The sequence below is a fragment of the Pontibacter chinhatensis genome, from assembly GCF_900113285.1.
GTDB classification, from domain to species: Bacteria; Bacteroidota; Bacteroidia; order Cytophagales; family Hymenobacteraceae; genus Pontibacter; species Pontibacter chinhatensis.
On the sequence record NZ_FOOT01000001.1, the window covers coordinates 639,160 to 662,179 of the forward strand.

Below are 23,020 nucleotides of genomic sequence, written 5' to 3' on the forward strand. Positions count from 1 at the left end.
ACAAATAACTAGCAAAAGCCCCTAAACTGTTGATTTAGGGGCTTTTTTAAGTCAAAATGTATCTCCACTTCGAAGAAAGTACGTCCCTCATCTTTTCGGAAACTAGGTGAAGGGATCCATTGTTTTCCAGCACCCTCTTAATGGCAGGAATGTGTTCTGGTTTTGTTGCTGATTCATGGGGAGTTACAATGAAGAAAGTACTGAACTTTTCGTCTTTATCATTTTAATTCCAACACCCACATTTGCATAGCCGGTATGGTGGCTTTCTCCGAGACATTTAATTTATCGTTGCTGATGATATTGGTTGCCTCCGAGAAGGTACTTGTTCTTTCAGCGTACTTCTTAAAATCCACCTCATGGGCTTTGCTGTCCGTATTCATCACGCACATTATAGTTTGGTCGTCGTCGTAGCGAAAGTATACATATACACCGTCAACCGGAACATAATGCATCATTTTTCCTGTCTTTATAGCTGAAGAGTTTTTCCTGAAGTTGCCTAGCTTCCTGACCAGGTCCTGAACTTCGCCTTCATCCTTTGTTAACCCTTTTCCGGTGAAAGCATTTTTAGCGTCGCCACTCCATCCCCCCGGAAAATCTTTTCTCACCAGCCCATCATATGGGTTTGTAAAGCCCTTCATCAATACTTCTGAACCATAGTATAACTGTGGAATGCCACGGTAGGTAAGCAGCCATTGGAATCCCATCTTTTGCTTCTCCACATTCTCGCCTACTACCGAGAAAAACCTGGGCTCATCATGGTTATCCAGAAGCAATACATTTTGCATGGGGTTCTTATTCAGGAAATCATTGCTGGCAGTATTGTAGAGCTTATTTACGCCGTTTGTCCAATTGATTGGTTCTGTAAGCGCAGGTATAATGCCATAATAAAGGCACTGAAAGTCCACGGATGCCTGCAGGTTACTTTTATAAGGTAAGTCCAGATTATTCGCATTAAAGTATGCCTGGTTGGCTGTTCCGAACACCCGGGTTTCACCGAACATGGTGATGTTAGGATATTCATCCATAATAGCTTTGTTGCATCGGTTGGCAAACTCAAGGTCACTGTAAGTATAAGTATCAATCCGGATGCCGTCAATGCCAAATTCCTGTATATACCAGATCATGTTCTGAATAATAAAGTTAGCCATGAACGGGTTGTCATGGTTGATGTCAGGCATACCGTTATCAAACCAGCCATCACTCATTCTTTTTTTATCAGATGGGGCAGCATATGGGTCGAACAGGGTCTGTTCCCTGTAAGTAGTCTGGGTAAAGGTTGGCCAGCGGTGCATCCAGTCTTGTGCCGGTGGGTCCAGTTCTAAAAAGTGCTGCAAACCGGTGTGGTTATATACCGCATCCATGATCAGCTTCATCCCATTTTTGTGCAGGGCATCGCTCAGTTCCTTATACTTGGCAGCTCCACCCAGGCGCGGGTCTATTTTATAATGGTTGGTAATAGCATAACCATGCTCCGTTCTGTCGGGGCGGTCGTTTTCCAGGACAGGCAGCAGCCACAAGGTCGATACACCCAGGCTTTTGAAGTAATCGATATGATTAATTATACCCTGAAAATCTCCGCCATGTCTGTGATAAATAGAATCCCTGTTCAAAGACTGGTCGCGCATGCCGGCTACTCGGTCGTTGGAGGTATCGCCGTTGCTGAACCTGTCTGTTATCAATAGGTTGATAAAATCGGATGAAGTAACTCCCTGAGCATACGTAGTGCCATTGCCCTCCCGCTTTGGATCCAGTTGCCACTTTATCTTTTGTGTCTTCCCCTTTCCCTTCAGTTCTATACTTACAACGCCTGGTTTGGCTGTAGGTGCAATGGAAATATCAACAGCTACATACCTGGCATTTTCGAACTGGTGGGTTTTCAGGATGGTAATGCCCGGATGAGAAATACTTACTTTTTTACTTGCCAGTTCATCATCTGTACTTCGGAGTAGCAACTGGATCTGGTTCATCTTCATGCCTGTCCACCAGTTGGTCGGGTATACTTCCGTTGCAGCCTGCGTGCTTACTGAAGATATCCCAAAAACAAGCAGAAGAAGTAATAGCAATACCTTCCTTTTTTTCATATAGGGTTGATTTTTAGCCTTTAAAATGGATATCAATATAATTTTGATTTCAAAAACTTAAAATTATCCTATACATAAATCAGGTTTTCCGATGCAAACAACATAGCAGCCCGATTTACCCAACTTCTACTAAAGTATTCTTTGCTAAAAAGTGATTTAAATAAGATGAAAGTCGTTATTTTTATATTCATCACCTGACTCAAAACCACCTATGCCCCAGCTAATGACAGAGATTTTTACGCCTACCGGGGCCGCTAAACGCAACATGTACATCGTATATTGGGCAGGGTATATAATGCTGTTCAGTTTTGTGCAAGGCTTTGCTTCCAGGGATATTCTGACCTCGTTTTACAATGAGCTGTTCAGTCTTCTTCCAAAAGTAATTTTTGTTCTGCTTGTAGTGGAGTGGCAGATGGATGCCATGTTCTTTAAAAACCAAATAGCAAGGTTTCTTATTATTTATACTTGTCTCCTGTTAGTTTTTGCTTTTATTCTTAGGCTGATCGACAACCACATTATCTTAAGCTATTTCCTGACTTTTTGGACAAAAGAACCCTTACTAAGCACAGCTCCATACTTGTACAATGTAATTAAACTGCAGTTTGTGGTAACAGTACCTTTTTCCATTAAGCTTTTTTACTATTGGGCCCAAGAGAAGAACAAAGCGCAGGCTATTCAGGCAGAAAAATTGGAGGCTGAGTTAAATTCCCTGCGTAACCAGTTTCATCCTCATTTTATGTTCAATGTACTGAACAGCCTTTATTCCAGAATACTGGCCAAGTCTGATGATGCAGCCGAGATGCTGCTTCAAATTTCTTCGCTGCTGCGTTTTTCGGTGTATGAGGCAAATGACAAAACGATAGCGCTTGACAAAGAAATCCGGTACATCAGCAACTACATTGCGTTGCAGCAGATGCGTTTCGATAACCGACTTGAACTGAGCTTTACAGTAACAGGTAAAGCTGAAAACAGTATGATAGGGCCTTTCCTGATGCTGCCATTCATTGAAAACAGTTTAAAGCACTGCCTGAACGATGAACGGGAAAACGGTTGGATTAACATTTACATCTCTATAAAAGAGGACTGGCTTACCTTAAAAGTAGAAAACAGTATCCCACAAAAAAAGGCTAATGCCAACGCGCTAGAAGGACAAAGTGGATTTGGAATTGTGAATGTAAAAAAACGTCTTGCGCTTTTATACCCTGAAAATCATTATCTGCAAGTCTCCGAAAAGGAGGACAGTTATTTTATCTCCTTAAAAATAAAACTATATGCAGCCGCCTGAAGACATTAACTGCATCATCGTAGAGGATGAATCACCGGCAGCCACAGTACTACAAATGCACATCGCTCAGTTCCCGTTTCTCAAATTAAAGGGAACTTTCAGCAGTAGTACAAAAGCACTGTCAGTTCTTAATTCAGAACAGATTGACCTTGTCTTTTTAGACATTAATTTACCTGGTATGCCGGGAAACCGGTTTGCCTCTACAATCAAGGCTACCACAGGCATTATCTTCACGACAGCTTATAGCAAATATGCTGTTCAGGGCTTCGAGTTAAATGCAGTGGATTACCTCCTGAAACCTATCCCATTCGAACGGTTTTCCAAAGCTATAAACCGTTACCTGACCCTTTACAAACATAGTGGCGCTATTTTACCAACGGTTGATAAAACTGATACAAAGCCATTTGTTTTCGTTAAATGTGACCGTAAAACGGTGAAGGTTTTCCTGAATGATATTCTATACCTAGAGGCGCAACGGAACTGTTTGCTAATCTTTACTGAACATGAGATATACCGATCTTACCTGGCCATTTCAGAAATGGAAGAAAAATTACCAGATACTTTATTTTTACGGGTGCACCGATCGTTTATTATCGCTTTAAATAAAGTAAAGGCTTATAACAGTAGCTATGTGGTAATACAGGACAAACAAATTCCCATCGGAAGGATGTACAGTGATGTTTTTAATAGTACTTTGAGGGCAAATGTAAAATAAGCTGGTTCATGTCACCTTATGCTCAATAAACCTTTGCTGTGTAGGAGAACTTATTGTTCTACGTATCCAGACAAATCTCCTAAGCCATTAAATCTTTGTGGAAATGTGTCGATAATTCGATCCTTTGATCTACTACAACCAAATAATGCCGCTCCAGGAAAACCAGAGCGGCATTTTTGGTTCGGTAACATAACCTATATTCGCAGACCTGTTATTTCTAATTCCTGTAAACCCGTGTATAGGTCATTAGAAATCTTGCCTTTGCCATTATAATCGATAGAATAGAATCAACTACTGCAAAAGGGAATGCGCATGCACTTGGTTACCCGTCCCGTTGCATTACATTATCTTCAAGCCGTACGTCAATCATCAGCTTGTTAGGGTCAATGCCTCCGCTTCCGGGCTTTCGCGGAACGGTCACTTTTATAAACTGCTCGCCGGACCGGATGCGGTGCATCCGCAGGTAGAGTGGCTCGTTCAGCCCCTTGCCCTCCTCATAGAGACCAACTTCCAACCAGTCATTCATCGGTATGTCCTGTTCGTTGCCTGCACTGTCCACTACCACCTTCTGAGCCTGCACCTTCAGGGTTACCAGCCAGTTGCCCGCTTTCGTTTCCTCTACCTCGAATTGTTCTGTTTTGAGGCGCCAATATGTATTCTCCTTAAACAGGTCGGTTAACAGATAATCTAAGGAGTCGGGGGTTACCTGATATAGCTCCTCGTAGAGATCCAGCGTAGTCGGCAAGAGTAGTTCTCCTGATGTGCAACGTTGGAGCAAGCTCCGAAGTGCACCATTGACCTTATCTTTCCCGATATACTTACTTAGGGCATACAAAGCGAGCCCCCCTTTTTTATAATATAAAAACTCCTCGTTTGCCTGAAGCAGGGAAGCAGAGACCAGTGATCGGGGCATAGCGTAAGAGGAATGCAGATAGTTCACGTATTGCCGCAAGTGACTGTCCCCATACTTCTTTTCCAGCACCTGCATGCCGGCGTATACTGAAAGGCTCTCGATCAGTACACCGGCTCCTTCAACGTAGGCCGGTGTTAATCTGGCCAAGCCCCACCACTGGTGCGCCATTTCATGCGCCATTATATAATAGGGAAGGTCGAAGCCACCGGGACTGTCATCAGGGTTCAAAAGGGCATACTGCTCTCCAAAGTATACGATGCCCGCATCTGCACTTGCTCCTCCCCCAGGACCGGCACTCTCTACCAGCGTAAAGAATTCAAAAGGGTAAGGGCCAAATTGTTCGGTATAGTAGTCCAGTGAAGCTTTTACGCTCCGGAGCATGCGTTCTATGTTTTGATTATGGTCGGGATGAGAATAGACCCTGATCGCAACATCATTCCATTTGCACTCCGTCACCTTATAATTAGCCGACAGGATGGCGTACTCACTACCAATAGGAGCATTTGTTTTGTAGTGGAAGTAACGACGGCCATCATTTGCCCAGGCTTTATGCAGAACACCCGGCGCAACGGCTATTTCATTCATAGCGGTGCCTACAATGGCTTCAAAGGTCGTTTGATCTGTACTGAAAGGCTTTTTACGTGCATCCAGATCATAGAGAGAAGGTAATGCGGGGCGCGCTGCAAGCTGATGCTTTTTTCTGTTGTAGGCGTCATTGATTTCCCTGTAGCGTTGGTAGCCAATGGCAGGGAGCAGGTCGTAATTTGTAAAGAAGGTACCGTTCTCCACCACCAAGGGCTTTGTGGCGCTGTGACGAAAACCAACCTGTTTATAGTGCACTACAAAGTCTACCTGTAGCGAATCTCCCGGCAGCAGTGGCTCTTTCAGTGCATAAATGCGATAACCGAACTTTCTGTCTATCAGTACCTCTGCGACTGGCCGAATGAAGCTTACTTCACCTAATTCAGCTCCCGGTTCGCTTCCTAAATGTATGGAGTCTATGGCTACTGTGCTCCTATTCACAAGTGTATACGCTCCCCGGATTTTGACTTCCTGTTGGTCCGGGTAAAGTTCAACCTGCAGCTTTGTAGCCGTAAGTTGGGGTTGGGTGACATTTCTGTACTGGCCGTAGCGCCGTTCGTATTCAGCCTTCCATTCTATGATGTCAGCGTCCCTTGTGTACTCGTTCAGCACATTGGTATTATAGAAGATGAAGCTCCCTGTAGTAAAAACAAGCCCTGTTCCGATCATGGTCACCCAGGCAGTTGGGCGCGTGATGCGTCGCTGCGCTAACCGAAGACGGTGTTTCAGATTTTGCTCCTTTCCCCGTACCCAAAGCAGCCTTCCCCCCACGATAAGCAGTAAGGCCCAGGCAGTCCAGTATAGTTTAAACCACAGCCACGGCCCAAGTGTAGGTCCGAAACCACGCATATCGGTGTACCACCATCCCGGATCCGCTCCAAAGATGAGCATACTGTGCTCCACACCGAACTTGGAGGGGAAGGCTATAAAGCTGAAAACAAGGAGTGCCACCAGGTAACCAATGTGTTTTTGATTCACCACAACGTGTGCTACCAGGGCAAGCAGGGCAAAGAGCACGTAGTCTACGAGTTGAAGCCCTAAGAGAGTCTTTAAGTATAGGTCCATCTCAAATGTATCGTAGCCCAGGATTAACTGCATCCCTATGCCGCAGGCCATGAGCAGTACCAGCCAGACAAGGATGATGAGTCCCAGGCCCATGAACTTGCCCGTGAAAAGGACCCAATCCGGTACCGGTGCTGCATCAGCCACATCACCCAAGCCTGCATCCCGCTCACGCCACACAAGCTCGCCCGCGAAATACATGATGAGCAGCGGGATTACAACCCAGGGAGAAGAGACGTTGCCTACAGGAGCGGCCAGGTAGCCGATCACCTGCTGGGTGGTCGGGAGCAGCGGAATCCCATTCTCTGTCATAATGCTGAAGCCAAACACAGCAGAGGCCAGGGCAATGGCGCCCACCAGCGTAAATCCTACAGGATTCCTGGCTACCATCCCAAAAGATGCTCTCGTCATCGTAAGAAGCTGCCAGAGCTGGGTGGCAAAGCCGAAGCTGCGCTGAACATGAGGAACAGTAATCGTGTCTGCTCCGGACACCACTACTTCAGCAAATGTTTCGGCCTGTGGTTTCGGCCGCTTTTCAAAGCGACTCCACCAGCTGTTTGTTACGGGATTAGTAAAACTGAAGCGGCGGAAAGTAAGCCATAGCACCCCTGTAGCAGCACCAAGCCACAAAATGCGGTTCAGAAGAAACATTCCTTCCAGCGCAATCAATCGTGTATTCTTATCTGGTGCCGTCCATGTTTGCATTTCGCTGCCTATAAGTCCTGCAACGCCTATCGGATCGAGCAATTCTACCAGGTCCCAGTTCCCAAGGAGCTTTGCCGCTGACATGGCAATCAGCTGAGGGAAAATGGCTAGCAGCAGGCTGGCCAGATAACTTGTCATTACCTTCCGGCTAAGCGCCGCGAACGTGAACTGCAAAGCTGTTGTTACAAAGACTGTCGGTAAGGCAATCAGGAAATATACATTCAGGTATACCGATGGCCTGAAAGGCAACAGTTCTCCATGCTCCGTACCTGGCAGGTAAAAGGAGAGGAGTATACCTACCGGCAAAGAAAGTATCAGCAGTGCATTTACCGCAAAGGCTGCCAGAAATTTGCCGCACAGGTAGTCACGCTTCGAAACAGGGGTGGTATAGATAAGGTGATGTATACGTTCCTGCACGTCACGGGCTGCCGCCTTGCCAGCGATGGATGCACCCATCAAAAGCCAGAGAAGGATGCCAATAGCGGTAAGGGCCGTAATAAGGAAAGTATTGTTAGGGTAGACGCCGTCGCCGGGGGTGACAACCTGGCTCATACCAAAAGTTAAGGCAAGCAGAACAGCTACACAGAGCCAGGTGGAGATGCGCCCTAGCTGGTAGACGAACTCAAAGCGAAAGATCTTCCAGCGTATCATACCCGTACCCCTTCTACCTGTGCTCGATTACATCCTGCCATGGTTGTGAAGTAGACATCTTCCAGGTCTGGCTGCACTAGTTCAAAGCCGTTGCCAGGATCTCCTTCGCTGTAAACATGTATCACCGTTCGACCGCCTAGCAGTTTGGTAGAGATTACCTGATGCTCCCGCTCCAAACTCGGCAGCGCCCTTTTCTCAGCAACACAGCGCCAGATCATCCCCTGCAGTTCCTTCACTGCTTTCAATGGCTCGGCTTCCTGCAGTATCCGCCCTTTGTTGATGATGGCCATGTGTGTGCACAGTTCCGAGACATCCTCCACGATGTGGGTAGAGAGAATTACCACGCTGTTTTCCCCCAGCTCGCTCAACAGGTTGAGAAAGCGTACCCGCTCGGTCGGGTCCAGGCCTGCCGTAGGTTCATCCACGATGAGCAGCTTCGGATTTCCCAGCAAGGCTACTGCTACCCCGAAGCGCTGCCGCATCCCCCCGGAAAAGCCGCCGAGCTTTTGCCTCCGTACATCCCAAAGATTGGTTTGTTTCAGCAGGACAGCTACCACTTTTCTTCTGGAAGCCCGGCTGGTGATGCCTTTGAGCACGGCGAAATAATCCAGTAGGTCTTCCGCCCTCGCCCCGGGGTAGACTCCAAACTCCTGTGGCAGGTACCCCAGCATCTGGCGCACCTCTTCTTTATGTTTCAAGACATCGATTCCCTCCAGGAATATCTGGCCATTGTCAGGCTCCTGCAGTGTTGCCAGCGTGCGCATGAGGGTAGATTTGCCCGCCCCGTTGGGCCCCAGTAGGCCGTACATGCCTGTGGGAATATCCAGCGAAACATTACGTAGTGCCTGCACACCGTTTGCATAGGTCTTAGAGACATTGCGAATAGACAGGCTGATTTGCTGATTTTCCATAGTTCTGATTTGTTAGTGAGCTTTTCATTAGAAAAGCGAAGCCACTTTACAGATGCTTCCCTTTCATTTTCTAATAAAGGAAACAGCATGGGATGGGAAGGCAAAAAGCAATATGCTACTGACGTAAAGTAATCTACAAAGGGCTGCTATGCTTCCGCCAAAGCACTGGCAGAGGCAACAGGAGGTTTCGTAGATGGAGACAGGGCTATGGCCGAGTAGGTGATAAGGGAGTGAGCGGATAAAATATCTTTGTATAATGAATAGAATTAAGAAGGTATTTACGCTGATCCACATCGGTCTCTGGATTCTGTTTGGCCTGCTGGTAGCCCTCCAGCTAAGTCAGGATAGCTCCAACTGGTTTCGCTTAACTGTTGGGTTCATTCTGCCATGCCTGTATGTTTTTTACAGCCATTTTTTTCTCCTGACCCGCTTTTCAGGTAAAAGAAAGCGCGGTGCTTACTTAAGCCAGCTAGTAGCTATTATCTTCACCGGGCCTCTCCTGTTTCAGCTGACGCATTACAACAAACAGGATAACTGGAACCCTAACCTCGGCTACTATGCCATGGCCCTCGTGACCATTGTGCCGATTTTTCTTATTCTTAGCTGGCTTGCCAGGGTAACAGAGAACCTCGTGCTGAATACCATCAAGAAAGAGCAGCTGGAAAAACAAGCAGTCCAGGCCGAGTTGCATTATCTGAAATCACAGATCAACCCGCACTTTCTTTTTAATACGCTCAACAACATCCATACACTGGTATACAAACAGGCGCCCGCAGCACCGGAGGCCGTTTTGCGTCTGGCTTCTTTAATGCGCTACATGATCTATGAATCCAATGCACCCACGGTACCGCTTTCCAGGGAGATGAAGTACCTGCAGGATTATGTGGGCTTACAGCAGCTCCGGTATAAGAAAAGCCCGGTTGTGGACCTGGCTATTGAGGGAGACACAGTTTCCTGCCAAATTGCCCCCTTGTTATTCATTCACCTGATGGAGAACGCCTACAAACACAGTCCTGCACGACTGGAACCGGGTGATATCAAGGTGCACGTCACCATAAAAGAGAGCACTCTCATCTTCCGTATTCAGAACCCGGTCAGTAAAAGCCCGGCGAATACGCTGGAAGAACCTGGCGGTATAGGCCTGCCAAACGTCCGGAAAAGACTGACTTTGCTGTATCCGGGCAAACACAACCTGGAAATCAGCAACTTGGATGAAATATTTACAGTAACTTTAAAGATTAACGGTCTGCCATTAAAGGTTCATGAAGGAGAAACTCACTTGCTATATAATTGATGACGAGCATCTGGCGCAGGAAATACTGGAAGAGTATATAGCGAAAGTCCCTTTCCTGGATCTGAAAGGCACCTTTATGAGCCCCCTGGAAGCGGCGGCACAACTGAATGAAGACAAGCCGAACCTGCTTTTCCTGGACATCAACATGCCGGATCTGGACGGGCTTAGCTTTATACCGATGCTGAACCCCAAGCCGATGATCATCCTGACAACAGCCTATGAACAGTATGCCCTGAAAGCCTTTGAACTGGAAGTAAAAGATTATCTGGTGAAGCCTTTTTCTTTCGAAAGGTTCTACAAAGGTGTGCTGCGGCTGTACCAGGAACAAAGCCCCCTGCATCAGCCTGAAAAGAAAGAAACGAAAGCAGCGTCAAATCATGAGCAGGATTACCTCTTCCTGAAGGTAGGCCATCGCATTCAGAAGATAGCGACCCGTGATATAATATTTGTGGAAGGCATGAAAGACTACCTGCGCATCCATACAGCCAGGGAGAAAATCATGACGCTCCTGAACTTTGCGAAACTGGAAGAGCTGCTGCCTGCCCCAGATTTTGCCCGTGTGCACCGCTCCTACCTGGTGGCCATAGATAAGATAGACCACATAGAGAAGAACAGGATCAGAATTGCAGATCAGATCATCCCGATCAGTGATACCTACAGTGATAGCTTTTACAAAAAATTAAGAGGCTTGACTTAAATACGAACAGATAGGACGTAACACCTATAATGAGCTGCGCAATGCCTGGTTTAAGGGCTCCTCTTCCCCAAAGGATATCACCTATATCAGTCGCGGCGCCAACACGGTCTGCCTGCTGGAGGGCTTAATGGAGTTCCTCTCGCTCCTCGAGCTTCGGCTCCGCCTCCAAGCCTGCACCAGCGTTCATATCCTCAACTCCCTGCCCAACTAAACAAGAGCTCGAACATGCTTGGCCAGCATAGGCGGGTACACTTTTTTCTAGACAGTGATACGGCTGGCAGAATGGCGAGAAAGCGGCTGCTCCGATCACTGCCGGGACCTCTCCTCCCACTACCAAAACTACAAGGTTGTGAAAGACTCAACACGGCCAGCTTCTCTTATAGTCAGTCAGCGGTAAAGACAGCGAAATTGCGTTCTATACTTTAAAGTTACGTTATGAAATTTGTGCTGACCGCCCTTTGCAGGGCGCTACTACAGCGCATGCCCTTTACTTAGCTCAGCTTGGCCCCTACGCGCTGCAGCAGGGCTTTCGTTTTCAGGATACCCTCTTTTTCCGGAAGGCTCTCCCCCTCGTACTCGATGCCGATGTATCCGGTGTAGCCGGCGTCTTTCACAATCCGGAGCATTCTAGTGTAGTCGATGTCCAGGCAATTGCCTTTGGCGTCAAAGTCGAAGGCTTTGGCGCTGACGCCGGCGGCAAAGGGCATCAGAGTGGCCACACCTTTGTAGGGGTCGTACTCCTCCAGGCATTTGCCTCCCCAGAAGCCGGGTCCCTCGCGGCGAAGGCACCAGTTAGTAAAATCCGGCAAGGAGCCAATGTAGGGCTTGTCTATCTGCCGTAGCACGTCGGCCAGCCACTCGGCATCCGACGACAGGCCGCCGTGGTTTTCGGTGACCAGCTGCAGGCCAATCTGGTGGCAGTACTCGCCCAGCCGCCCCAGCCCGTCTACGACCGCGTTTTTTACCTCCTGCTTGCTGCCGGCGCCAAAGGCGTTTACCCTAATCATGCTGCAACCCAGAAACCTGGCGGCATCGGCCCAGCGGCTATGCACCTCCACGGCTTTCAGGCGCTTGCTCTGGTCAGCATCACCCAGGTCGCTTACCTCGTCAATCATGATCATGTGGTTCACCACACCATGGTCCTGGCTGCGGGTCAGGAGCTGGCGCAGGTACTGCTGGTCGGTTACTTTGTCTCTGAAGAACTGGTTGACGTATTCCACCGCTTCTATCTGGTATACTTCGCGGGCCAGCCTCGGGAAGTCCAGCGTGTCTATTTCCTTGTTGAACAGCGACTTGTGCAGCGACCACTGCGCGAGAGAAATCTTAAAGAAAAGCTTTTTAGCAGGCTGTGCGGCAAAGACATCAGGACCTAAAAGGGAAACTCCGGCCAGGCCCGCGGCGGCACTGCCCAGCTGCTGCAGAAACCTGCGACGATCTGTTGACATTGGTTATAGTTTAAGGTGAGAGATGCAGTAGGAAACGTACATTAAATTAAGCCAATATTCCCGAAAAAGCAAGCGAAACCGCCACTCCAGCGGCATGTTTTATACTTCTGCTGCGCTTCCCCATCTCTTACAAGTCTTCTGCCAAAGCCACCTTCGTTGAAGTTTAGGAATTCGCGGATGAAGTGGTTAACCTCGTGTAACAGGGAATAATTGTAACAGCACGGCATGCTGGGGCTGTGTGGGCGGCACATAGCTATCCAAGCTTCTGCTTACGGCTGGGCCTAACGGCGTACAGCTTCTCTATTTGCTAATCTATGGTAAGGGAAGCAAAGCAGGATTGAAGGGTTAAGAGGTAAAAGTTAATTTATGCTGGACACCCTTCTTTTAAAGGTTTATCCGTTAGGGACTTTAATCCAAACAAGACTCACTCAACATCATTAAGTTAATTTCTATAAAACTTTGATGTCTGGATTGACCCTCTTCAAAATATTTGACTTTACATCACATATTTGACTTTACATCACGAAAAATGAGACCCAGAATACAGACACTTAAGCTGATAAATATTACCTAATGTTTCAAATCAATCCATGGACAGCCTTTTTCACCACACCAGCTGCAATTATGAAGTACCTCTTAGAGTAAGGAGTCCCCAGCAGTTGGATGTACGCTTCATTTAGTGATCTCTGTTTTAACTGGGTTATCTTGCCTTTTCATCCACTTCACAGCCTCATACCAAATCACAGAAACAAACCCAGCGACTACGGCCAGTAGCAACTGCGCTCCAGTTAAGGAAACAAACCCAAAAAAGCGCGCTAAAGGATCTGCGTATAGTAACAGGCCCGACAACGCGGTGGTTACGCTAATAATCAGCAGCACCAGGTTGTTTTTATACTTTATGGTGGTGAGCACCGAATAGTAGAAAGAGCGGTTGACCAGGGTCAGAAAAATATTAGCCGAGATCAGCACGGTAAAGACCATGGTACGGGTCAGGGCATCGTTATACCCTTGCTGCACGGCGAATTGGTAAATGGATAAAGACCCTGCCGTGATTACCAGGCCCTGTACGATGCTGGTGGTTAGCTCGCGCCAGTTGAAAAAGGTCTGGGAGAATTTGCGGGGCCGCTGCACCATGATGTTTTTCTCGATTGGCTCGTTCTCGTAGATGATGGAACAGGTCGGCCCCATGATCAGCTCAAAATAGATGATGTGTGCCGGGGAGAATATATTGGGGAATTTCCAGCCCAGCACCAGAGGGATAAACACTGTCAGGATGATTGGGATGTGGATGGAGATGATGTACTGAATGGCTTTTTTGAGGTTGGCATAGATCTTCCGGCCCATGGCCACGGCGTCCACCATCTTGCCCAGATCATCTTCCAGTAAAATGAGCGAGGCAGCCTGCTTGGCTATTTCAGCCCCCTTCCGGCCCATGGCAATGCCGATGTGGGCTGCCTTCAGAGCTGGCCCGTCGTTCACACCGTCCCCTGTCATGGCCACCACCTGCTCTTTTGCTTTCAGGGCATTGATGATGCGGAGTTTGGCCTCCGGGAACATCCTTGTAAAAACCTTGGTATCCATTACCCGCTCTGGCAACTCCGCTTCGGGTATGTTAACCAGCTCATCTCCTGACATACTTTTGTCGTAGCCCCGGAAACCGACCTGACGGGCAATGGCGGCGGTTGTGGCGGCATTGTCCCCGGTGACTATCTTTACCTCTATCCCAGCCGCGTAGAAGGCTTCGAACACCTCCTGTATACCCTGCTTGGGCGGGTCGTAAAACGCGACGAGGCCCTTGAAGACAAACGGCAGTTCCTGTTGCGTGTCCGGGAATTGGCTCCCTTCCCAGGTTGCCTCCGCCACACCCAGCACACGATAGCCTTCTCCTGCCAGTTCACGCATCACACCCTCCACCTCCGCCTTCTCATCGGCCGAGAGGCCTTCCAGAGCAAAATATGCTTCCGGTGCTCCCTTCGATGCCACCACGCGCCTGCCCTGGCTGTCTTCGAATACATGGGTCATCATAGGGGGCTTCCCCCCTAGCGGGTACTCGTGCACCATCTTATAGCGGGATCTTTCATCTGCTGCCGCCAACTGCTTGTAAGCCTCGTGCAGCGACAGTTCCATGGGGTCGAACGGAATTGGCTCGCTGGCCCACATAGCCACCCGGATAAGCTCCTTATCATGCTCGTCCAGTTCCTCCTGCAGGCGGGAAAGCCGGTGGGAGGCAAGCGCGAAAACCCGGTCCAGGTGCATCCGGTTCTCCGTGATAGTACCGGTCTTGTCGGTACAGATAACGGTGGCGCTGCCCAGGGTCTCCACCGTCTTCATTTGCTTCACCACAATCCCGAGCCGCATCAGGCGCCAGGCGCCCAGGGCCATAAAGGTGGTGAAGGCCACCGGGATTTCTTCCGGCAGGATACTCATGGCTAGGGTTAAGGACTTGAGCAAGCTGTCGAGCATGTTGTAGGAATGGAAGAAGTTGATCGCCCATACGATAACCAGCACCACCGCCCCCAGCAGCACCATTTTCCGGACAAAGCTACTGATCTGCAGCTCCAGCGGTGTCACCTCCTCCGCTATAATTTCCATACTCTTGCCAATCCTGCCCAGCTTCGTGTCGTTGCCAATGGCGGTTATCGTGGCAATGGCCAGACCGCTGGCTACAGTGGTACCCTGATAAACATAGTGGTCTTCCTGGTGCTGGTCCTTAAACACAGCCAATGACTCCCCTGTCAGGATCGACTCGTTCACCGAGAAATCGTTCGCTTGCACGATACTGCCGTCTGCCGCAATCAAGCCCCCTTCCTCCACCATCAGGCTGTCGCCTACCACCAGTTCCTCGCTCTTGATTTCCTCCACCCTCCCGTTGCGGATTACCTTGCAGTTGGGCTGTGTGAAGCTGCGCAGTTTTTCCAATGCACTTCGGCTTCTGGAGTCCTGGTACAGGGATATGGCGGCTACCATCAAAATAGCAGCGGCAAGAAATATGCTGTTGCCGATGTCGCCGCTTATCCAGTAAATCAGGGAGGCGACCAGCAGCAAGATCACCATCGGCTCCTCCCCCAATCGCTTGATAGCTGCCCAAAACGCATTATCCCTGCGTTCCTCCAGCCGGTTTAGTCCATACTTTTCCCTTGACGCGAGAACCTGGTCTGTGCTCAGCCCCTGAATATGAATGGTGTGTTCCGGCGTTTTTACGTCAGCCATGAGAAGGAGAGTTAAACTATACTTTCGCTGCAGCAGACAGGCACTATTGGCCATCATAGTGAAAGAGCTGCTTACTTTTTTACAACCTCTTACGAATATGCGCTATCAAATGCCGCAAGGCTGCAGTAGTTGAATACCTTATCAAGGTAATAAGCCCGTCTGCATTTGGCAGCTACCCGGGTGCTGGTAAGCCTACATATTTCAGATTACTGGTAGTCCAAGTATGGGGCATCGGCTTCGTTTACGGTGTATACGCTCGCGCTCATAATCCGGGAATGGCAGCTATCCCAGCAGCGGTACAGAAGCAAATCAGGCATCATCAGAAGTATACACAAGCTGTCAGTCAGTCGGTAATTGCTCCATGCCGCTTACTGGTGCTTCGGCTTCGATTATATTCCTGGAAAGTATGTACAGGTGATATTCCTTGTCCTTCACATCATCCATGTACTGGTACTGGCCGACAAAGTATAAACAAGTGCCCGAATCAGGAAGCACTGTCTGTGGTAAAGGCGAAAGCGAAAAGATAGCAGCGGGCAATGCTACCGGAAGCTGCAGGTATCCGTTTGAGATTTTGAGTGTATCCACCGTTTTGCCAACTTCCCAAACATTTTCAGGGCGCATTCCATCTATGGCATAAAACTTCATTGATTTTAATTCGGCCCGATTCCTCACCTCCTCCAGTTCGGGCACACCTTCCCTTTTACCGCTCAGCGCCTTCATTTCCAGGTAATACGGCATCACGAAAACATACCCCAAGGCATTGAGCAAGGCAGCCGCAACCACTAAACAAGTAACGTGATGACTTCTTGTTAGTACCAGAATTGCTATTCCGAGAAGCAAAAACAACAATGTCACGGCGACCTGCTGTCCTTCCGCCTCACCCCGCAAAGTATAAGACATGAAGAACGTGTAGATGGGTACGGCAAAGGCTATCAGGGCAAAGAGGTATCCGCTTGTCACCAGAATTGCTTTTTCCCACCTGGAAAACCATTTCTCAGAAAAAACAGAATTCAGGTAGCGCAGGTAATGCGCTGTAAGCAGCGCCATAGGTATAAGCAGAGGCAGCAAGTAGCGCTCCTTTTTTTCTGGTAGTATGGATAACAGAAGCAGGGTGAGGAGAATCCAGGAGAGGAGGAACCGGTAATTCCCATACCTGGCCACCCTGCGGCTTGCATAGGGCACAACCATGGCTGCTATAACAAAAGGCGTCCATATGCCGGATTGTGCGAAAAAGCCCCAGTAGTACCAGACTGGCTTGACATGCCGGTTTACCCAGGCAATGCTTTCCTGGGAAACAGTATGGCTCAGCCCTCCAGGTTCCATAAGGTAGACATACATCGGCCAGGAGAAACCGACAAGCACACATACGACCAGCGTCAGCAGCAGTCCGCTTCGTTTTTTCCGCACAGCCTGCAGCGGGAAAGCAAAACCGTAAGCCAGCATGAAGGGCAACAACAGGGCAAAGAATGCCACCGGTCCCTTACTAAGGTAGGAACAGCCCAAAAGTATACCGCTCGCAGCAAACAAACCGAATGAGGTTCCGGACTTTTGAACGGCCGATACCAACAGCCATATAGCGCCCAACATAAAGCTATGGCAGTAAATATCCCAGGTAGCCTGCCGACCGGTATTGATGAACAGAAAAGAAGAGGCAAGCACCAAAGCGGCAAGAAACGGCACAAGACGGTCGGCGGAAAGCAGCCGAGCAAGAAAAAAAAGGAAAAAGACAGTGAGGCTGGCCATTACCGAGGAAGGGAATCTCAAAGCGGCAAGGTTCTCCATATTTCCGGCTCCTAAACCAGCCAGCGTCGTAATCCAGGTAGGTAGCGGCGGCTTTGCTAAACGCACATGTCCATTCATGGTGGGAATAAGCCATGCATTGTTCTGCGTTATCTCCCTGGCTGTAATAAAATTGCGGGCTTCCATGATACTGGGAGCCGCCATGCCCAGGTGCAGGAAAAAAGTAAGTATGACAATAAAACCAAGGAGCGCCAGCTGCACTCTGGTTTTAAGGAATAGTGTTGTACCCTCCACTTTAACCGCCAAAACTGTCTATTTATACTTTACATCGCCATAGTTACTCTCTCTTCTCATACTCCTTTAACCCCCTACTCGGTGTGCCTTCCGCTTCCTGAGCGGTACCAAAGAATGTACACCATATGGGCAACTTCTCTCCGTAGTAGAACTCAGAACCAATTGCTACGCCAGCTCCCCAATTAAGCCTTTATGCCTGCTATACTTTATTACAATCTCGAGATAATAGAACACAGGCATTTTAGAATATGACTTTTGTCATTTACAATTTACTTTTACTCTCGTACATTTATTTTGTTCATCAACAACAGATGGGCAAAACAAAGCCGGGAAATATATAGCATGTACTTGAAGATGCCGGGGTCATGTACCCTGGTTACTTACAGCCCGGTAACCCCATAGCACGGCAAAGCCTGCAACTTCTTCGGCTGCTTCAACGCCAGCATCCTTCTGAAAGGAGGAGTGGCAGCTGACTACTGGTCCGGCTAAAAACCGGCCCTACAACTGACGGTTTTTCAACCCCTCACCAAAGGCACACAAAGGCCCTTCCTATAAAAGCACTGTCATGGACTTAACTCACATTCACCTGCTGCTGAATCATTTTCCAATTGTCGGTACCCTGATCGGCGCGGGCGTCATGCTGTGGGGCATGGCGCTAAATCAGAAAACAATAAAAGCAGTAGCGGCTATCATCATCGTAGCCACGACGATTATGGCCGTACCAGTATACCTGACCGGGGAACCTGCCGAAGAGCGCGTTGAAAATGTTACAGGCATATCGGAGAGCGCCATGGAAGAACACGAAGAAGCTGCTGAGTTAGCGATCTCGCTGATGGCCGCTGCGGGTATAGCCTCCCTGGCTGCTTTGCTGCTGCAGTACCGCTCCTCTTCCAGGGTACCCTTTGGTTTAGCTACTATCCTCACATTAGTGGCATTTGCAGCCATGGCGCGCGTCGGGTACTTAGGTGGCCAGATCAGGCACACGGAGTTAAGTGGCAGCCAGCCCCTGAGCCAGCAAGTGAACAGCAGCGAGAGCGACGATGATTAAGCTTACCAGCGATGCTGAACAGAATCATATCATTCTCCATACAGAACAAGCTCATCATAGGGCTTTTCGTGATTGGGCTGATCGTGATGGGCGTTTACAACCTCACGCGGCTGCCCATCGATGCAGTGCCCGATATTACCAACAACCAGGTGCAGGTGATCACGGTGGCGCCTTCGCTGGGTGCCCCGGATATCGAGCGTCTGGTCACGTTCCCTGTAGAGCAGGCTAACAGCAACATTCCGGGTATAAAAGAGATCCGCAGCTTCTCCCGCTTCGGCCTTTCGCTGGTAACCATTGTGTTTGAGGACGGGGTAGATGTGTACTGGGCCAGGCAACAGGTGGCAGAGCGGCTGCAGGCCGTGCAGCAGCAGATACCGGCAGGCGTGGGCACCCCCGAGTTAGGGCCCGTCACCACCGGCCTGGGGGAAATATACCAGTATGTGGTGCGGCCCGAAAAGGGTTACGAGGGCAAGTATGACGCCATGGAACTGCGCACCATTCAGGACTGGATTGTGCGGCGGCAGTTGCTGGGGGTGCCCGGCGTGGCGGATGTGAGCAGCTTTGGCGGCTATCTGAAGCAGTATGAAATTGCCATCGATCCCTCCCGGCTCAAATCCTATGGCCTGACCATCTCGGACGTTTTTACGGCGCTGGAAAATAACAACCAGAACACCGGCGGCTCCTACATCGACAAAGGCGAAGCCGTGCTCTTTATCCGTAGCGAGGGCCTGTTGGGAAGTATAGAAGATATCAAAAGTATAGCCGTGAAAAACACGGAGAGTGGCACGCCCCTCTACCTGCGCGATGTGGCGGAGGTAGGCTATGGCCATGCCAACCGCTTCGGCGCCATGACCTACAACGACCAGGGTGAGGTGGCCGGTGCCGTCGTGATGATGCTGAAAGGCGCCAACAGCAACGAAGTTATCAAAAACGTAAAAGCCCGCATCGACCAAATCAGCGAATCCCTGCCCGAGGGTGTGGTCATTGAACCGTTCCTGGACAGGACCAAGATGGTGAACAACGCCATCAGCACGGTGGAGAAAAACCTGCTGGAGGGCGCCCTGATCGTGGTTTTTGTACTGGTCCTGTTCCTGGGAAACTTACGCGCCGGCCTCATCGTGGCCTCCGTTATTCCGCTCGCCATGCTCTTTGCCGTCACCATGATGAACACCTTTGGCGTGAGCGGCAACCTGATGAGCCTGGGTGCGCTGGACTTCGGCCTAATCGTAGACGGTGCCGTGATCATCGTGGAGTCAGTGCTCCATACGTTTCATTCCAACAAGCGCTTCGCCACGGCCACCCGCCTCACTCAGTCCGAGATGGACGATACGGTGCAGCATTCGGCCAGCCGGATGATGAACAGCGCCGTCTTTGGGCAGATCATCATCCTGATCGTGTACCTGCCCATCATGGCGCTGGTGGGTATAGAGGGTAAGATGTTCCGCCCCATGGCGCAAACCGTTTCCTTCGCCCTGATTGGTGCCGGCATTCTCTCGCTGACCTACGTGCCGATGATGAGCGCGCTTTTCCTGAGCAAGCAAATCAGCCACAAACCTTCTTTCTCTGATAGGATCATGGCCAGGATAGAGCATTTTTACCAGAAGCAACTGCGCCGAGTGATCGAGTTTCCTAAGACGATCATTGCCGGGGCAGTTATACTTTTCATCACGGCGGTACTGTTGCTCATGTCGCTGGGTGGTGAGTTTATACCTGCGCTGGAAGAAGGCGACTTTGCCGTGGACACCCGCGTGCTGACGGGCAGCAACCTCAATACGACCATCCGCTCGACCCAGCAGGCGGCCGGTATCCTGCTGGATAGATTCCCGGAGGTGGAGAAGGTGGTGACCAAGATTGGTTCCGGCGAGATACCGACCGACCCGATGCCTATTGAAGCCAGCGACATGATGGTTATCCTGAAGCCGAAAGCTGAATGGACCTCGGCTACCTCCTTTGACGAAATGGCCGAGAAAATGGGACATGCCCTGCAGGATGTGCCTGGTATAACGGCCGGCTTCCAGTACCCGGTGCAGATGCGCTTTAACGAACTGATGACGGGCGCCCGCCAGGATGTGGTCTGCAAGATATTCGGGGAGGACCTGGACACACTAGCCCGTTATGCCGGCCGTTTGGGCGAACTAGTTAACACGGTGGAAGGGGCCACCGACCTTTATGTGGAGACAGTTACCGGCATGCCGCAGATTGTGATCAAGTATAACCATGCCGGTATTGCACAGCACGGCTCCAATATCGCCGACATCAACCGGACCGTAAATGCCGCTTTTGCCGGTGTCAGCAGCGGTCTGGTGTTTGAGGGGGAGCGGCGCTTCGACCTGGCCGTGCGCCTGCAGGGTGAACTGCGGCAGAACCTGCGCGATGTGCAAAACCTGCTCGTCCCCACACCATCCGGGCAACAGGTGCCGCTATACTTGCTGGCGGATGTACAGCTGCAGGAAGGTCCTTTCCAGATACAGCGCGAGGACGCCAAACGCCGCATTATGGTTGGCTTCAACGTGCGGGGCCGCGACGTGCAAAGCATCGTAGATGAGTTGCAGCAAAAAGTAGCGCAACAGATAAGTTTCCCGCCCGGCTATTACGTGGTATACGGCGGCGAATTTGAAAACCTGAAAGCCGCCCGTGACCGTCTGACAGTGGCTGTACCTATCTCGCTGGCGCTGATTTTCCTGCTGCTATACTTTGCTTTCCACTCCGTGCGCTACGGCCTGCTCATTTACTCGGCGATCCCGCTATCAGCCATCGGCGGTATTTTTGCCCTGTGGCTTCGAGGCATGCCCTTTAGTATCTCGGCGGGGGTAGGTTTTATTGCGTTGTTTGGCGTGGCCGTACTCAACGGAATCGTGATGGTGGCTGAGTTTAACCGCTTGCGGTTGGCCGGAGGCCTCAGCCTGCAGGAGATTGTGCTGGAAGGCACCAAAACGCGCCTGCGCCCGGTGCTGATGACAGCAAGCGTGGCCAGCATGGGCTTTCTGCCGATGGCCTTGAGCATGGGGGCCGGGGCCGAAGTACAGCGCCCGCTGGCCACAGTGGTGATTGGCGGTTTGATTGTCGCCACACTGCTTACCCTGTTCGTGCTGCCCTCGCTTTACATCCTTTTTGAGAAGGCGGCACACCATGACAAACCAGTGAACAAGCCGGTCGCGACCAGTGTCAGCGTCATGCTCCTCCTGTTGCTTCCGAACCTGGCGGTAGCCCAGCAGCCCATTACGCTGGAACAGGCGATTGCCAAGTCACTCCATCAGAATATCACCCTGCAGAACGAGCGGCTGCAGGCAGTTTCGCAGCAGAAGCTTCAGGGGACCGCCTGGGACATTCCGCAAACGACGGTAGCCGGGGAATACGGGCAGTTCAACACAGCTTACAACGATACCCGCTTCAGCGTGGTGCAGAGCATCGATTTCCCAACGGTATACAAACAGCAAAAGCAGCTGCTCAGGCGCCAGTGGCAGCAGCGCGTGCTGCAGGCAGACCTCACCGCGTTTGAACTGCAATGGCAGGTGACGCGGGTATACTACGACATGCTCTATGCCCGCGAAAAGCAAAAGCTGCTGGTCCGCACGGACAGCCTGTACGCCATCTTCCTGCGCAACGCCGAGCTTCGCTTTGAAAAAGGGGCCAGCAACATCCTGGAGAAAAACACGGCCCAAACGCAGCGCGGGCAGGTAAGTATACAACTCAAGCAGCTGCAACAGGAAATGGCCGGCCTTCAGCAGCAGTTTCAGTTGCTGCTCCAAACAGACACGATGTACATTCCGGCTGCACATCCGCTGAAAATGACTTTACCTGCCACCGATGATACGGCAGTATTGGACGCACACCCATACCTGAAGCTGTTACAGCAACAGCAGGAAGTAAGTCAGGCACAGACCAAAGTGGAACAAGCCAAGCTCCTGCCCGGGCTGCAGGTAGGCTACAGCAACCAAAGTATCAAAGGACTGCAGACTGTGGATGGGGTAGAGCGAAACTATACCTCCTCGGATCGTTTTTCTGCCGTGCAGGTTGGTGTGGGGCTTCCGCTGTTTTTTGGTGCGCAGAAGTCCCGGATACAGGCCGCCCGGGTGCAGGAGCAAGTTAGTCGCAACAGCTACCAGGCCGGCAAGCTAAGTATGGAAACGCAACTGCGAAAGGCGCTGGAACAATACCAACTGGCCCTGGAAAACCTCTCCTACTTCGAACAGACGGCCCTGCCCAATGCTGCGTCTATCCTCTCAACAGCCGACGAGCAATTCCGGGGTGGTGAGATTGACTACCTGGAGTGGGTGCTGCTGACTAATCAGGCCATCACCCTGCAGACCAACTACCTCGACGCCGTCAGAAACTACAACCTGAGTATACTTGAAATCAACGCCTTAACCCGAAGCTGGTAATGCCA

General features: G+C 50.2%; 12 protein-coding genes. 6 read left to right on the forward strand and 6 right to left on the reverse strand.

Translation table 11 applies throughout. The features are described 5' to 3' along the window. Window positions 1-218: 218 nt before the first annotated feature. Window positions 219-2,081 carry an alpha-amylase family glycosyl hydrolase gene (locus BM040_RS02795; protein WP_092098794.1) on the reverse strand — a complete coding sequence of 621 codons (1,863 nt, stop codon included), beginning with the start codon at window positions 2,079-2,081 and terminating at the stop codon, window positions 219-221. Between the two features lie 223 nt (window positions 2,082-2,304). Between BM040_RS02795 and BM040_RS02800 the strand changes: the two genes are divergently transcribed. Continuing rightward, window positions 2,305-3,366 carry a sensor histidine kinase gene (locus BM040_RS02800; RefSeq protein WP_175490956.1) on the forward strand — a complete coding sequence of 354 codons (1,062 nt, stop codon included), beginning with the start codon at window positions 2,305-2,307 and terminating at the stop codon, window positions 3,364-3,366. Further along, on the forward strand, window positions 3,353-4,081 hold the full coding sequence (locus BM040_RS02805) for a LytR/AlgR family response regulator transcription factor (RefSeq protein ID WP_092098798.1): 729 nt from the start codon (window positions 3,353-3,355) through the stop codon (window positions 4,079-4,081). Before BM040_RS02800 ends, BM040_RS02805 begins: the two co-directional genes overlap by 14 nt. 322 nt (window positions 4,082-4,403) lie before the next feature. Here BM040_RS02805 and BM040_RS02810 read toward each other — a convergent pair whose 3' ends face one another. Beyond that, a complete protein-coding gene (locus BM040_RS02810) occupies window positions 4,404-7,994 on the reverse strand; it encodes an ABC transporter permease (protein ID WP_092098800.1) in 3,591 nt (1,196 codons plus the stop codon). Continuing rightward, the gene (locus BM040_RS02815; protein ID WP_245756073.1) at window positions 7,991-8,905 is read right to left on the reverse strand and encodes an ABC transporter ATP-binding protein; all 915 of its coding nucleotides are present in this window, start codon (window positions 8,903-8,905) and stop codon (window positions 7,991-7,993) included. Before BM040_RS02815 ends, BM040_RS02810 begins: the two co-directional genes overlap by 4 nt. A gap of 256 nt (window positions 8,906-9,161) precedes the next feature. On the opposite strand from BM040_RS02815, the gene BM040_RS02820 reads away from it, so the two are divergent. Together BM040_RS02820 and BM040_RS02825 are read left to right on the forward strand one after the other, a co-directional pair. After that, entirely contained in the window at window positions 9,162-10,199 is a 1,038-nt protein-coding gene (locus tag BM040_RS02820) for a sensor histidine kinase (protein ID WP_092098802.1), read from the forward strand. Continuing rightward, window positions 10,168-10,896: a LytR/AlgR family response regulator transcription factor gene (locus BM040_RS02825; RefSeq protein ID WP_092098804.1), complete on the forward strand. Its 729-nt coding sequence runs from the start codon at window positions 10,168-10,170 to the stop codon at window positions 10,894-10,896. Before BM040_RS02820 ends, BM040_RS02825 begins: the two co-directional genes overlap by 32 nt. Window positions 10,897-11,387: 491 nt before the next feature. On the opposite strand, the gene BM040_RS02830 is transcribed toward BM040_RS02825, so the two are convergent. The 3 genes from BM040_RS02830 to BM040_RS02840 all read right to left on the reverse strand — a co-directional run bounded on the left by BM040_RS02830 (window position 11,388) and on the right by BM040_RS02840 (window position 17,597). Next, window positions 11,388-12,341, reverse strand: coding sequence for a sugar phosphate isomerase/epimerase family protein (locus BM040_RS02830; RefSeq protein ID WP_092098806.1), 954 nt, complete (start codon window positions 12,339-12,341; stop codon window positions 11,388-11,390). A 672-nt stretch (window positions 12,342-13,013) separates the two neighbouring features. Beyond that, window positions 13,014-15,551 (reverse strand): cation-translocating P-type ATPase, encoded by a 2,538-nt coding sequence (locus BM040_RS02835; protein ID WP_092098808.1) that lies wholly within the window; start codon window positions 15,549-15,551, stop codon window positions 13,014-13,016. Between the two features lie 339 nt (window positions 15,552-15,890). Continuing rightward, window positions 15,891-17,597 carry an ArnT family glycosyltransferase gene (locus tag BM040_RS02840; RefSeq protein WP_092098810.1) on the reverse strand — a complete coding sequence of 569 codons (1,707 nt, stop codon included), beginning with the start codon at window positions 17,595-17,597 and terminating at the stop codon, window positions 15,891-15,893. Between the two features lie 553 nt (window positions 17,598-18,150). Between BM040_RS02840 and BM040_RS02845 the strand changes: the two genes are divergently transcribed. Beyond that, window positions 18,151-18,633 carry a hypothetical protein gene (locus BM040_RS02845; protein ID WP_092098812.1) on the forward strand — a complete coding sequence of 161 codons (483 nt, stop codon included), beginning with the start codon at window positions 18,151-18,153 and terminating at the stop codon, window positions 18,631-18,633. An 11-nt stretch (window positions 18,634-18,644) separates the two neighbouring features. Beyond that, entirely contained in the window at window positions 18,645-23,015 is a 4,371-nt protein-coding gene (locus tag BM040_RS02850; protein WP_092098814.1) for a CusA/CzcA family heavy metal efflux RND transporter, read from the forward strand. Window positions 23,016-23,020: the final 5 nt, after the last annotated feature.

Coding starts and splice junctions, on each gene's coding strand:
- BM040_RS02830 (WP_092098806.1), bottom strand. CDS start 12,341: ATGTCAACAGATCGTCGCAGGTTTCTGCAGCAGCTGGGCAGTGCCGCC.
- BM040_RS02845 (WP_092098812.1), top strand. CDS start 18,151: ATGGACTTAACTCACATTCACCTGCTGCTGAATCATTTTCCAATTGTC.
- BM040_RS02800 (WP_175490956.1), top strand. CDS start 2,305: ATGACAGAGATTTTTACGCCTACCGGGGCCGCTAAACGCAACATGTAC.
- BM040_RS02835 (WP_092098808.1), bottom strand. CDS start 15,551: ATGGCTGACGTAAAAACGCCGGAACACACCATTCATATTCAGGGGCTG.
- BM040_RS02805 (WP_092098798.1), top strand. CDS start 3,353: ATGCAGCCGCCTGAAGACATTAACTGCATCATCGTAGAGGATGAATCA.
- BM040_RS02850 (WP_092098814.1), top strand. CDS start 18,645: ATGCTGAACAGAATCATATCATTCTCCATACAGAACAAGCTCATCATA.
- BM040_RS02795 (WP_092098794.1), bottom strand. CDS start 2,081: ATGAAAAAAAGGAAGGTATTGCTATTACTTCTTCTGCTTGTTTTTGGG.
- BM040_RS02825 (WP_092098804.1), top strand. CDS start 10,168: ATGAAGGAGAAACTCACTTGCTATATAATTGATGACGAGCATCTGGCG.
- BM040_RS02820 (WP_092098802.1), top strand. CDS start 9,162: ATGAATAGAATTAAGAAGGTATTTACGCTGATCCACATCGGTCTCTGG.
- BM040_RS02810 (WP_092098800.1), bottom strand. CDS start 7,994: ATGATACGCTGGAAGATCTTTCGCTTTGAGTTCGTCTACCAGCTAGGG.
- BM040_RS02815 (WP_245756073.1), bottom strand. CDS start 8,905: ATGGAAAATCAGCAAATCAGCCTGTCTATTCGCAATGTCTCTAAGACC.